The organism is Streptomyces auratus (assembly GCF_050433025.1).
Classification (GTDB): Bacteria; Actinomycetota; Actinomycetes; order Streptomycetales; family Streptomycetaceae; genus Streptomyces; species Streptomyces sioyaensis.
This window is the reverse complement of record NZ_JBNGCB010000003.1, coordinates 1,418,375-1,430,391: the sequence shown is the minus strand read 5'-3', so window position 1 is coordinate 1,430,391 and position 12,017 is coordinate 1,418,375. Positions and strand designations below refer to the sequence as shown.

The 12,017-nt window shown below is 71.2% G+C and carries 13 protein-coding genes; 2 read left to right on the top strand and 11 right to left on the bottom strand.

Annotated features, from left to right (window positions below; genetic code table 11):
- Positions 1-156 precede the first annotated feature (156 nt).
- The gene (locus tag BKA18_RS26015) at positions 157-360 is read right to left on the bottom strand and encodes a hypothetical protein (protein ID WP_006602857.1); all 204 of its coding nucleotides are present in this window, start codon (positions 358-360) and stop codon (positions 157-159) included.
- A gap of 380 nt (positions 361-740) precedes the next feature.
- On the bottom strand, positions 741-1,022 hold the full coding sequence (locus BKA18_RS26010) for an acylphosphatase (RefSeq protein ID WP_006602858.1): 282 nt from the start codon (positions 1,020-1,022) through the stop codon (positions 741-743).
- Between the two features lie 178 nt (positions 1,023-1,200).
- Here BKA18_RS26010 and BKA18_RS26005 point away from each other — a divergent pair, with 178 nt between their 5' ends.
- The gene (locus BKA18_RS26005; protein WP_429638641.1) at positions 1,201-2,136 is read left to right on the top strand and encodes a CAP domain-containing protein; all 936 of its coding nucleotides are present in this window, start codon (positions 1,201-1,203) and stop codon (positions 2,134-2,136) included.
- A gap of 114 nt (positions 2,137-2,250) precedes the next feature.
- Here BKA18_RS26005 and BKA18_RS26000 read toward each other — a convergent pair whose 3' ends face one another.
- Positions 2,251-2,841 carry a flavodoxin family protein gene (locus BKA18_RS26000; RefSeq protein ID WP_366047424.1) on the bottom strand — a complete coding sequence of 197 codons (591 nt, stop codon included), beginning with the start codon at positions 2,839-2,841 and terminating at the stop codon, positions 2,251-2,253.
- Between the two features lie 153 nt (positions 2,842-2,994).
- Here BKA18_RS26000 and BKA18_RS25995 point away from each other — a divergent pair, with 153 nt between their 5' ends.
- Positions 2,995-3,420, top strand: coding sequence for a winged helix-turn-helix transcriptional regulator (locus BKA18_RS25995; RefSeq protein ID WP_366047409.1), 426 nt, complete (start codon positions 2,995-2,997; stop codon positions 3,418-3,420).
- A 25-nt stretch (positions 3,421-3,445) separates the two neighbouring features.
- On the opposite strand, the gene mutM is transcribed toward BKA18_RS25995, so the two are convergent.
- The 8 genes from mutM to BKA18_RS25955 form a co-directional block, all read right to left on the bottom strand.
- Positions 3,446-4,372, bottom strand: coding sequence for a bifunctional DNA-formamidopyrimidine glycosylase/DNA-(apurinic or apyrimidinic site) lyase (mutM, locus tag BKA18_RS25990; RefSeq protein ID WP_366047410.1), 927 nt, complete (start codon positions 4,370-4,372; stop codon positions 3,446-3,448).
- Between the two features lie 92 nt (positions 4,373-4,464).
- The gene (rnc, locus tag BKA18_RS25985; RefSeq protein WP_186832056.1) at positions 4,465-5,376 is read right to left on the bottom strand and encodes a ribonuclease III; all 912 of its coding nucleotides are present in this window, start codon (positions 5,374-5,376) and stop codon (positions 4,465-4,467) included.
- 7 nt (positions 5,377-5,383) lie between these two features.
- Complete coding sequence (rpmF, locus tag BKA18_RS25980; protein ID WP_003951102.1) at positions 5,384-5,557, bottom strand: 50S ribosomal protein L32; 174 nt, start codon at positions 5,555-5,557, stop codon at positions 5,384-5,386.
- Between the two features lie 2 nt (positions 5,558-5,559).
- The gene (locus BKA18_RS25975) at positions 5,560-6,222 is read right to left on the bottom strand and encodes a YceD family protein (protein ID WP_366047411.1); all 663 of its coding nucleotides are present in this window, start codon (positions 6,220-6,222) and stop codon (positions 5,560-5,562) included.
- Positions 6,223-6,353: 131 nt separating this feature from the next.
- The gene (locus BKA18_RS25970; RefSeq protein WP_366047412.1) at positions 6,354-7,538 is read right to left on the bottom strand and encodes a F0F1 ATP synthase subunit B; all 1,185 of its coding nucleotides are present in this window, start codon (positions 7,536-7,538) and stop codon (positions 6,354-6,356) included.
- Positions 7,539-7,667: 129 nt separating this feature from the next.
- Positions 7,668-8,180 (bottom strand): pantetheine-phosphate adenylyltransferase, encoded by a 513-nt coding sequence (gene coaD / locus BKA18_RS25965; protein WP_040898258.1) that lies wholly within the window; start codon positions 8,178-8,180, stop codon positions 7,668-7,670.
- Positions 8,177-8,776, bottom strand: coding sequence for a 16S rRNA (guanine(966)-N(2))-methyltransferase RsmD (gene rsmD / locus BKA18_RS25960; protein ID WP_006602867.1), 600 nt, complete (start codon positions 8,774-8,776; stop codon positions 8,177-8,179). Before rsmD ends, coaD begins: the two co-directional genes overlap by 4 nt.
- A gap of 175 nt (positions 8,777-8,951) precedes the next feature.
- Entirely contained in the window at positions 8,952-11,984 is a 3,033-nt protein-coding gene (locus BKA18_RS25955; RefSeq protein WP_366047413.1) for a helicase-related protein, read from the bottom strand.
- Positions 11,985-12,017: the final 33 nt, after the last annotated feature.

Here is a 12,017-nt window from a genome sequence, read left to right as displayed (position 1 = left end):
GCGGGCACGGCCGAATGGACCGCGGGTTCGCACGAAATGGCCGTCGAACGAAGTATCGGGAAACGACGAAGGGACGCCGAAGCGTCCCTTGCAGATCTTGAAGAGAGCGGTGCCTCAAGCGGCTGGCGAGCAGCCCTGCCGGCCCTGGGGGCGGGGTCAGGTGAGCGCGGGCTCCGCCTGGGGTACGTCGATGTCGAGCATCGAGTCGTCGCGACGTGCGGCAGCGGACAGCATGTCGTTTTCGGCCTGCATCCGAATCAGTTCGGATTCAAGGTCTTGGACGCGCTGCTGAAGCCGTCGCATCTCGGAGAGGACTCGGGGGTCGGAGCCGCCGACGTAACCGAGAAGCGCCTTTGCCATGATGGATGGTCCTCCACAATGAGTGACCGACCGAAGCGGTTGGGTCGTGAGGGATTCGCACCCGCGGTGCTTGTCATTCCTGGTGTACTCAATGCCAAACAGCTAAGGTGCGCGGGGATTCCAGAGTCTCACCAAACGGTTTGACGGTCAACACGATCACGCCCCGTATCCTCGGGCACCTGAGAGTGCGCGGCCGCGAGGGCGCTGCGCCGACTCCCCAGAAAGGTCCCGCGGGGGCGTAGAGATCATCCGTACAGCGGCAGCCTTGCACGGGTCGGCCGAGTTGGCAACCACCAGGCCTTATCTCCCGTAAGCAGCTGACAAAGACGCATCCCGGAGATCGCCTCTGACGGTCGTACAGCCGGTTTCGGCGAGCCCGGTCAGCGGATCTCGAAGCCGTCATAACCCCCGCGGGGCGTGTCCCATATCTCAGTGACTCCGTCGACCCGCCCGGGCGTGTCTCCGGTGCGGAGCCACTCCAGCAACGCATCGCAGTGATCCTTCGGTCCCTCGGCGACCACCTGGACGCGGCCGTCGCCGAGATTGACCGCAAACCCGGCAAGTTCCCCGATGCGAAGGGCGTTGGCCCGGGTGAACCAGCGGAATCCGACACCCTGGACCTGACCACGTACCCACGCGGTCACACGGACAGCTTCGTTCATGTGTGCACGCTAACCGGCCAATTGCTCAGCGGTCACTTCCGTCCCGTTCGGCATCGCGTACAGTCCCCCGACAACGAGGCTCACTCTTTTGGGTGCGTCAGCTTGACGCAAGGAAGGCTGTGCGGCAGTAGCCGCTCCAGTGGAGCCGGTGCTTGCACCGGGGGAAGGAAGAACGCGGATGGGCCGCCATCGACGCTCTGCTCCCCCGGTCCCTGAAGCCCCCGGTGCGGCGCATGGTGACGCACCGACGGCTGTGCGGACCGGTACACCGGCCGCCGCGCGACGCCGCGGTGGACATCGCGCGGCGCGCGGCCGCGGCGCGGCGCCCGTCCGCGCCGGACTGCTCGGCGCCTCCGCCGCGGTGGCGATGGGAGCCGTGGCGGCCGCCTCCGGACTGATCCCCGGCCACGGCCAGTTCGACGGGGGCACCGGCGGCGATCCGGGCGACCGGGTCCGGGCCGACGCACTGCCGGAGGCGACCGCGCCGCTGGGCGGCAGCTCCGCGAGTCCGAGCGACCGGGCCACGAACGAGGCGAGCCGCGGCGGCTCCCGCCCCACGACCCCCGCCACCGGCCGCCCCTCCTCCCCCACCACCCCTTCGACGTCCCCCGCGCCACACCAGCCGTCCACCTCCCCCACCGGGAAGACCGCTTCGCACCGGCCCTCCCGGCCCGCCGGCCGGCCGTCCGCCGCCACACCCGAACGCTCCGCGGCCCCGTCGACAACGCCCGATGCCCGGTCGTCCGCCGAGGCGCAGGTCCTGTCACTGGTCAATCAGGAGCGCGGCCGGGCCGGCTGCTCGCCCGTGACGGCGGACGGGGAACTGGCCCAGCTGGCACAGCAGTTCAGTGACGACATGGCCGGGCGCGGTTTCTTCGGCCACACCGACCCGGACGGCGACACCCCCTGGGACCGTGCCCGCGCCGCGGGCATCGCCGATCTGGGCGGCGAGAACATCGCCCGTGGCCAGGCCAACGCCCAGTCCGTCATGGACTCCTGGATGAGCAGCCCCGGCCATCGGGCCAACATCCTCAACTGCGAGTACAAGACCCTGGGCGTCGGCGCCCACTTCGGGCCGGGCGGCCCGTGGTGGACGCAGGACTTCGGGTTCTAGGACCAGCAGCCGGACGACGGACTCTCGCGCGAGACGCCCGCACCGCCCCGTGACGGATCACGGGGCGGTGCGGGCGTCGGCGTGTCCCGGCGGGCGCCGGTTTGGTGCCGGCTGTCAGGCGGCGAGGGCGGCCCGGCCCGCCGCGTAGATCCGTGCCTGCTCGGCGATGCGGCGGCCGAGGTGCTCGGCGGTGGCGATGTCGGCCTTGTGGACCCCCTCGGCGCCCTGGTCGTTGGGCGACTGGGCGCCGGCTCCCAGGAAGAAGCCCAGGCGGTTGAGGTCGTTCTCGGAGCCGGTGGAGGAGTTCCAGCCGGGCAGCAGGTCGAGGCCGACCCAGCTCATCCCGTGCTGGGCGGCGAGCACCGTGAAGAACTGCAGGGTGTGCAGCTTGTCGCCGCTCTTGGAGGCGGAGTTGGTGAAGCCCGCGGCGAGCTTGTCCTGCCAGGCGCGGGTCGCCCAGCGCTGGGAGGTCGCCTCGGCGAAGGTGTGGAAGGCGCCCGAGGCCGTCCCCATGTAGGTCGGCGAACCGAAGATGATCGCGTCGGAGGCGTCGAGCTGCTCCCACTGCGCTTCGGTGATCTCGTCGACCTTGATCAGGTGGACGCCGGCGCCCGCCGCGGTGGCCGCGGCACCGACGGCCTCGGCCAGTACGGCGGTGTGGCCGAAGCCGGAGTGGTACGCGACGGAGACGACGGGTGCGGGCAGGGCAGGGGTGGTCACGATGGTTCTCCTTCAAGATCACGGCATCCATGGGCGGTCGTTGCCCGGGAGCGTTGGGCGGCGACGAGAGAAAGAGAAGCACTAACTTTTAGAAAGCGCAACCCAACAGTTGGCGCTGCACAGGAGTAAGGTGTCGGTATGGCGATCGAGAGCAGTGCCGGAACGGCCGGGGAGGCCGCCCCCGGCTGTACGGACGACCTGGCCTATGACGTGTTCGCGCGCGACTGCCCGTCCCGTGATGCGCTCAAGCACGTCACCGACCGGTGGGGCAGCCTGACGCTGGGCGCGCTGCTCGACGGGACCTTCCGCTTCAACGAGCTGCGGCGCCGGGTCGACGGGGTCAGCGAGAAGATGCTGGCCCAGTCCCTGCACGCACTGGAGCGGGACGGACTGGTGCACCGCGAGGCACAGCAGTGCAATCCGCCCCGGGTGGACTACGCGCTGACCCCCCTGGGGGACCAGGTCGCCCGTCAACTACGGCTGCTGATCGACCTGGTGGAGGACCGGATGCCGCAGGTGCTCCAGGCCCGGGAACGCTACGACGCCCGGCACCCCGCGGAATGAACCGCCGGCGGCGAGGGCTCTGCGCTCAGCCGCGGGGCGGCCGCTGGCAGCGGGGGCAGAAGTAGCTGGAGCGGTTCATCCAGGGACGGCGGCGGATGGGCGTGCCGCAGCGGCGGCAGGGTTCGTCCTCCCGGCCGTAGGCGTCCAGCGAGCGCTCGAAGTAGCCGGATTCACCGTTGACGTTGACGTAGAGGCTGTCGAAGCTGGTGCCGCCGACGGCGAGCGCGGCGTTCATCACGTCCCGGACGTGGCTGAGGAGTTCGGCGGTGCGCGGACGGGTGAAGGTGGCGGTCGGCCGCTCGTAGTGGAGCCTGCTGCGCCACAGCGCCTCGTCGGCATAGATGTTGCCGACGCCGCTGATCAGCGTCTGGTCGAGCAGCGCCCGCTTGATGGTGGTCCGGCGGCGGCGCAGCGCGTCGTGGAAGGCGGCGTCGTCGAAGGCCGGGTCCAGCGGGTCCCGGGCGATATGGGCGATCACATCGGGAAGGTGGTCGGCGGCGCCGGGGACGGTGTCGTGCAGCGAGAGGCCGCCGAAGGTGCGCTGGTCGACGAAGCGGAGTTCGGTGCCGAGCGCGTCGTCGAAGCGCACGCGGATCCGCAGATGCTTCTCGTCGGGGGCGCCCTCCGGCTGGACCAGCAGCTGACCGCTCATCCCGAGGTGGGCGAGGATCGCCAGCCCGTGGGTGACGGACGGGGTGACCATCGGGCTGATGCCCTCGGCGGCGGTCTGGGAGGCCGGGCCACCGCCGGTCACCGGGAGCCAGAGGTACTTGCCGCGCCGGCGGGCCGCACCGATCCGCAGTCCCTTCAGCCGGGCCGCGAAGTCGGCCGCACCGGCGGTGTGCCGGCGGATGGACCGTGGATGGTGCACCTCGACGGCGTCGATCGTGCGGCCGCTGACCCAGCGCTCCAGTCCGCGGCGTACGACCTCGACCTCGGGCAGCTCGGGCACGGAGGGCTCCTTGGGAACAATCGCGGCGACAAAGACTTCTGACCCCGCCCGGAGCGGCGCGGGGCCGCCCGGAAGGGGTCAGAAGCGGGGTTTCAGTGTGCCGACGACGGGCTGTCGCCGGCGGCCGGAGCCGAGTCGGGCTGCGCGGCGGCAGCCGTTCCGGTGGAGTCGCTGCTCGCACCGGGGGCCGGCGACGCCTCGTCGCCGGACGCCGCCGCCTTGGCAGCCTCGTCCGCCGCGGCGCGGATCGCACGCCACGCGGACTCCGCCGCCTGCTGCTCGGCTTCCTTCTTGCTGCGGCCGGTGCCGGTGCCGTACGAGACACCACCGACGCGGGCGGCAGCAGTAAAGGTCTTCTCGTGGTCGGGGCCGGTCTCGGTGACCAGGTATTCCGGGACGCCGAGACCTTCGGTCGCGGTGAGTTCCTGGAGGCTGGTCTTCCAGTCCAGGCCCGCGCCCAGACTGGAGGACTTCTCGATCAGCGGGTCGAAGAGCCGGTGCACCAGCTCACCCGCCGCGTCGAGGCCCTGGTCGAGATAGACCGCGCCGATCACCGCTTCAAGGGTGTCGGCGAGGATGGAGGCCTTGTCCCGGCCGCCCGTGCCCTCTTCGCCCCGTCCGAGGCGGATGAAGGCGCCGAGGTCGAGGCCGCGGCCCACCTCGGCAAGCGCACGCGAGTTGACCACCGCGGCCCGGAGCTTGGCCAGCTGGCCTTCCGGGAGGTCGGGGTGGATGCGGTACAGCGTGTCCGTGACCACCAGGCCGAGCACGGAATCCCCGAGGAATTCCAGCCGCTCGTTGGTGGGCAGACCGCCGTTCTCGTATGCGAACGAGCGGTGCGTCAGTGCACGCACCAGAAGGGCGGTCTCGAGCTTGTACCCGAGCCGCCCTTCCAGAATCGTGTGGGACGAGGCCGTGTCCGCCGGAGTCGGTTCCTCCCCGCGAGTGCGGGGAGTCGAAGTGGCGTCTTCCGCCTTCTTGGGGCTAGACACGGAGCCTGTCACCAGCCGCTCAGACCTCGAGGACCTGGCGCTTGTTGTAGGTGCCGCAGCTCGGGCACGCGATGTGCTGCTGCTTCGGCTCATGGCAGCGCTCGCATGCCACCAGGGTGGGGACCGCAGCCTTCCACTGCGACCGGCGGTGGCGCGTGTTGCTGCGCGACATCTTCCGCTTCGGAACAGCCACGGCTACTTCTCCTGCTTCTCGTCGACGCCCGCTTCGGCGCCGCCCATGTTGTCCTTCTCGCCGTCCTTGACGGTCCCGGCGAGTCCCTGCAGTGCCGCCCAACGGATGTCGACGGCGTCGTGATGGTGGTCCGGGTCGTCCGCGAGCCGCACTCCGCAGTCGGAGCACAGGCCGGGGCAGTCGTCCTGGCACACCGGCTGCATCGGCAGTGCAAGCACCACCGCATCGCGCAGCACGGGTTCGAGGTCGAACAGGTCGTCCTCGAGGAAGAGGGTGTCCTCCTCGTCCTCGGCGTCGTCGCCGGCGTCCTCATGGACCCTGGCGTCGGCGTCGGGGTAGGCGAACATCTCCTGGAAGTCCGCATCGAGCTCTCGCTCCAGCGGCTCCAGACACCTTACGCACTCCCCCTTGACGGTTGCACGGCCGGTGCCTGTGACAAGCACCCCGTCCATGACCGACTCCAGGCGGAGGTCGAGCTCGATCGGCGCGCCCTCAAGCACACCGATGACCTCATTGCCGAGGTCCCGGGGGGCCTCGGCGGAGCGGGAGACCCTCTTCAGCGCACCGGGACGCCGGCCCAGCTCGCGCGTATCGAACACGAGCGGGGAACGGTGGTCGAGGCGGGCGTTGATGGCTTCCTGCTTTCTACGGGGATTACGTGCCACCTGAATCCCAGTGGTGGAATTCCGGGCAGCAGAGACCGCGGGCATACGCGCGACCGAAGAGCCAGGATACTGGACGGGCCCCGATAGGCCCAATCCGCTTCCGGCCGCAGCACAGGGCCGCGGCCGCACGCCTACTGGCGCCCCTCCTCGTACTGCCGGAGCTGGTCCAGGTCGATCATGCTGGTGTCGAAGAGGCTGGTCTCGTCCAGCGCACCGGGCTGCGCCGGATGGCCGTGCGGGGCGTGCTGGGGCTGCTGGGGCACCTGCTGCTGGAGGTAGGCGTTCGGGTCGTAGCCCTGCTGCTGGGCCTGCTGCTGGGCCTGCTGCTGGGCCTGCTGCTGGGCCTGCTGCTGCCAGTCGTAGCCGTACGGGTCCTGGTGCGGGGCGTACGGGTCGTGCGGGGGCTGCTGGTAGCCGTAGACGTCCTGCTGCGGGTAGGCCGCCGGGTCGGTGTAGTAGCCCTGCTGCTGAAGCTGGGGCTGGAGGGGCTGCTGGTGCTCCTGGGGCATCACGGGCTGCTCCTGGGGCATCGCGGGCTGCGGCGGCGGCTGCGGCATCGGGGGCGCCTGGGGCGGCTGCGGGTCCTGGTCGGCGCCGACGCCGGCCAGGCCGGCGAGGTACTCGGCGTCGGCCTGGTGCCCGGACTGCGGATCGCCCTGCGCCGCCAGGTGGGCGCCCAGCTCGTCGATCGCCTGGGCACCCTGGAGCTTGTCCCGGCCCCGGCCGACCGCTTCCAGCGTCTTGGTCAGCACGGCCTGGAACGCCCCGAACTTGGCGTCCACATAGGCGTCGGCGCGCTGCCGGAGGGTCTCCGGGTCGGCGCTGCGCTCCGGGGCCTCGGTGTCCTCGTAGCCCTGCTCGTCCAGCCCCGGGCCGCGGCCGAGCAGCTTCTCGCGGCCGCGGTCGACGGATCCGATGGTCTTGGTCAGCACGACCTCGAAGTTGGCGAGCTTGCTGTCGACGTAGTCGTCGGCCTCGGCGCGGATCTCCTCCGCCTCCCGGCGGGCCTCCGCGAGGATCCGGTCCGCCTCGTCCTGGGACTGCCGGGCGACCTCGGTGTCGGAGATCAGCGAGCCGCGCTGGGCGTGCGCGGTCTCGATGATCCGCTCCGCCTCGGCCCGCGCCTGCTCGACCATCTGCTCCCGCCCGCCGAGCAGCTCCTGCGCCTGCGCGAGCGAGCCGGGCAGCGCGGCGCGCACCTCCTCCAGCATGGCGAGCAGCTCGGCGCGGTTGACCACGCACGAGGCCGACATGGGCATGGACCGGGCACCGCCGACGGTCGCGACGATGTCGTCGAGCTTCTTCTGCACGTCCACCTTGGACTCGCCACTCTCTGAAGGGTTGGAACGACGGAACGGGACGACTGTACGGCCACGCGCCCTTGGCCCGACACCACCTGACGGCCCATCAGGCAGGCATCGCGGGCCGGTGCGCCCGGTGTGGTCTCAGCCCTTCTTCCGCAGGCGCTCGGTGAGCGCCTCCAGGACGAACGCCGGGACCAGGTGGGAGACATCGCCGCCCCAGGCGGCAACCTCCTTGACGAGGCTGGAGGAGAGGAAGCTGTAGGTCGGGTTGGTGGGGACGAAGAGGGTCTCCACTCCCGACAGGCCGTTGTTCATCTGGGCCATCTGCAGCTCGTAGTCGAAGTCGCTGACGGCCCGGAGCCCCTTGACGATCGCGGGGATGTCGCGCTGCTTGCAGAAATCGACCAGTAGGCCGTGGAAGGACTCGACCTCCACGTTGCCGTACTCGGCGGTGGCCCGGCGGATCAGGTCGATCCGTTCGTCGACCGTGAACAGCCCCTGCTTGGACTGGTTGATCATCACGGCGACATGGACGACGTCGTACAGCTTGGAGGCACGGGCGATGATGTCCAGGTGCCCGTTGGTGATGGGGTCGAACGACCCCGGACAGACGGCGCGGCGCAACTCGGGTTCCTCGCTCTCCGATCCGGTCATGACACGCTTGCTGACGTCGATTCGGCGGACGTCGAAGCGGCGCGACCGTACCAAAGCGTCCCCTCGCCGTAGCGACGGGCCTTGATCGCTTCAAATCCGTCCGGCCATGGGAACGTGCCGCCTCTGGTGCTGCGCTCCACGGTGACGAGTGCCTGCTCCGCAAACCAGCCCTGACCACGGAGTGTGAGCAGGATCTCGCAGAGTTCCGCGTCGGTGACCACGTAGGGCGGGTCCAGGAAGATGACGTCGTACGGCTCGCCCGGGGGCGGTGCTCCGGCGGTCTGCTCGGCCTTGCCGGCACGGACCTCGACGCCCGGGAGGCCGACCGTACGGACGTTGTCGCGGATGGTGCGCACCGCGCGGGCATCGGCCTCGACCAGCAGGACGTGCGCGGCCCCGCGGGAGAGCGCCTCCAGGCCGACCGCGCCGGAGCCGCCGTACAGATCGAGCACCCGGGCGCCGGCCAGCGGGCCGTCGAGCGACTCCCAGGTGGAGAACATGCCCTCGCGCGCCCGGTCGGAGGTCGGTCGGGTGCCGTTTCCCGGGGGTACGGCCAGGCGGCGGCCGCCGGCCGTACCGGCGATCACGCGGGTCATGGGCCCGTCCTTACGTTGCGCGGGTCAGGGAGGAGCCGGGCAGGCTCCGTCCCTCCACGATATGGCGTCGGCCGGCCGCGGACGCCCGGCCGGGGGCCCGGAGGACGGCGGGCGGTGATCGATCTCACGTGGCGCCGGGGCTCCAGGGCCGGGCGCCTCCCGGCCGCGGCCCTGCTCACCCCTTGTCCAGATACTGCTCCCGCTCCTCGTCCAGCAGGGCCGAGAGGGCGATCCGCAGTTCCGGGTAGCCGGTCAGTTCGGGATCGGCGGTGACCAAGGCGGTGGCCTCCTCGCGGGCGGCCGCGATCACGTCCTCGTCGTCGATGACCGCGAGCATCCGCAGCGAGGAGCGGACACCGGACTGCGCCTGGCCCAGGACATCGCCCTCCCGCCGCTGTTCGAGGTCGATACGGGAGAGTTCGAAGCCGTCGAGGGTGCGCGCCACGGCGGCGAGCCGGGCGCGTGCGGGGCTGGCCTCGGGCATCTCGCTGACCAGCAGACACAACCCGGGGGCCGCGCCACGGCCGACCCGGCCGCGCAGCTGGTGCAGCTGGGAGACGCCGAAGCGGTCCGCGTCCATGATCACCATGGCGGTGGCGTTGGGGACGTTCACGCCGACCTCGATGACCGTCGTCGCGACGAGTACGTCCAGCTCGCCGGCGGCGAAGGAGCGCATCACGTCGTCCTTGTCGTCCGGCGCCATCCGGCCGTGCAGCACCGCCACCCGCAGACCGTCCAGCGGGCCCGCGCGGAGCTGCTCGGCGATGTCGAGCACCGCGAGCGGCGGCCGCTTCTCCGCCGCGTCCTCGGGTGAACTCTCCTCGGCCGCCGCGGCCTTGGCGCCCGCCGCGCCCTTCTTCGCCTTGGGCGCCTCCTCCTCGTCGCCGATCCGCGGGCACACCACATAGCCCTGATGCCCGGCCGCCACCTCCTCGCGGACCCGTTCCCAGGCGCGCGCGAGGAAGTGCGGCTTGTCCTTGGCGGGCACCACATGGCTGGCGATCGGCGAGCGGCCGGCGGGGAGCTGGTCCAGGACGGAGGTCTCCAGATCGCCGAAGACGGTCATGGCGACCGTGCGCGGAATGGGGGTCGCCGTCATCACCAGGAGATGCGGGGTCTGCTTTTCCCGCTGGGAGTTCCCCTTGCCGCGCAGTGCGTCGCGCTGCTCGACGCCGAAGCGGTGCTGTTCGTCGACGACGACCAGGCCCAGGTCGTGGAACTGCACCTTGTCCTCGATCAGGGCATGGGTGCCGACCACGATCCCGGCCTCGCCGGTGACCAGATCGAGCAGCGCCTGACGGCGGGCGGCGGCCCCCATGGAGCCGGTCAGCAGCACGACCTTGGTGCCCCGCTCCGCGCCGCCGAGCATCCCGCCCTCGGCCAGCTCCCCCATCATCTCGGTGATCGAGCGGTGGTGCTGCTGGGCCAGGACCTCGGTGGGCGCCAGCATCGCGGCCTGGCCGCCGCTGTCGACGACGCCGAGCATGGCGCGCAGCGCGACCATGGTGTTGTGGGTGACGGTGAAGTGGTCGGTCACGTAGGCGTGGGAGGGATGCGCGACGCTGATGCACTGGACGGGCTTGCGGCCGAGGTGCTCGATGGCCTCGACAGCGCGCCGGACGCCCGGCTCGCCCACGATGGGTGCACCGTTCCCGTCGCTGCGCGCGCGGAACGGCGGGTACCCGGCGGGCAGCGCCACGAAGACGTCGCACGCACCGTCGCGTACGGGGACGGGCCGGGCGGAGCCGCCCAGGGAGCGCACCAGCCACGCCAGGTCGCCGGCGAGCGGGCCGGGGGCCGCGCGGTAGACCGCGGCGGCTCCGGCGGGCCCGCCCCCGGTGTCCATCAGCCCCTGCACCACGGCCAGCCGGTCCTTGAGGGGGGCGTGGCGATAGGCCTCCGGCAGGCGGTCCGCCGGGCCGCCGCCCTCGGCCAGGCGCTGCCCCACCAGATACGGATCGAGCGGCCGGTCCCCGCCCCCGTCGAGATCCACCGGGGTGGCCGCCGCGATCGACCACTTGGGCCGGCCGTCGGGGCCGAGCAGATCGCCCCGCAGCTCGCGCGTGGTCAGCACCCGCTCGCCCGTCTCGCGGGAGCCGACGATCCACAGATGCTCGTCGTCGCACTCGACGGCGCTGCCGTCCGACAGCACCAGTCGCCAGACCTCCCGCTCGCCCTGCGGGAAGACGCCGTCCACCACGGCGCGCTCCCCGCTCGGCACCACCACCTCCGTGCCGACGGCCATCTCCCCCATGGGGCAAAAGCCGCGCGGGGTCAGCACCAGGGCGTCCAGGGGCTGCGCCTTGCCGGAGCCCACCTCGCCCTGGAGGAGGCGGTGCATGGGGTGTTCGGCCGCCAGGTCGTCGAAGATCTCCCGACTGACCTTCTGCTGGCCGTCCGTGAGCGTGAAGGGCAGCTTGGCGTCGAAGGCGTCGAGGATGCCGCCTTCGGTCACCCGCCGTGCCACGGCGGGGAGTTGGGTCTCGGCGAGCCGGCGCCGGGCGAGCGCGACCTGCAGGACGAAGGCCTCGTCCCACTTCAGCCGGTCCCGTGCGGCGGCGATGTCGGCCTTGCTCTCCGGGCGGTGGATCTTGAGCAGAGCCTCGGTGAGCGGGACCAGCGCCCGGCCCTCGCGCAGCGCCCCGGGCAGCGGGTCGACGGCGTCCTGCGCGCTGGGCAGCACCGCGTCGACCGCCTTGGCGATCTTCCAGGACGCCATCTGCTGGCAGGCGGGGTAGATCGGCAGGAGCTGCCGGGCGAAGGCGTCGACCGCCTCGGCCCCGCTGTCGGCGTCGGCGTCGAGGAGCTCGTATTCGGGGTGGGCCAGCTGGAGTTTGTGCTGGAAGACCGACACCTTGCCGGCGAACATCGCGCGGCGCCCCGGGAGAAGGTCCTTGTGGGGCTTGTGAATGCCCTTGCCGAAAAAGACCAGCCGGAGCCGGCCGCTGCCGTCGGTGAGCGTCACTTCGAGGCGCTGTCCCCGGCCGCCGTTGAATTTCAGCACCCGCGAATCCGCGACCTGCGCGACGACCGTGACATGTTCGTCCAGCGGAAGATCCGCGAGGCGGGTCAGTTCGCCGCGCTCGGCATAGCGCCGCGGATAGTGGTGCAACAGGTCGCCGACCGTCTGCAGGCCGAGATGCTCGGCCAGCACCTTCGCGGTGGTGCCACCGAGGATTTTCTTCAGGGGTTCATCGAGCGCTGCCACGTCTCCATTGCACACCACGCCTGTGACAATCGC

What these genes read in the sequence shown, in the direction of transcription:
- BKA18_RS25995 (WP_366047409.1), top strand. Translation starts at nt 2,995, where the DNA reads ATGGCGATCGAGAGCAGTGCCGGAACGGCCGGGGAGGCCGCCCCCGGC.
- BKA18_RS26015 (WP_006602857.1), bottom strand. Translation starts at nt 360, where the DNA reads ATGGCAAAGGCGCTTCTCGGTTACGTCGGCGGCTCCGACCCCCGAGTC.
- BKA18_RS26005 (WP_429638641.1), top strand. Translation starts at nt 1,201, where the DNA reads ATGGGCCGCCATCGACGCTCTGCTCCCCCGGTCCCTGAAGCCCCCGGT.
- rsmD (WP_006602867.1), bottom strand. Translation starts at nt 8,776, where the DNA reads ATGACCCGCGTGATCGCCGGTACGGCCGGCGGCCGCCGCCTGGCCGTA.
- coaD (WP_040898258.1), bottom strand. Translation starts at nt 8,180, where the DNA reads ATGACCGGATCGGAGAGCGAGGAACCCGAGTTGCGCCGCGCCGTCTGT.
- BKA18_RS26010 (WP_006602858.1), bottom strand. Translation starts at nt 1,022, where the DNA reads ATGAACGAAGCTGTCCGTGTGACCGCGTGGGTACGTGGTCAGGTCCAG.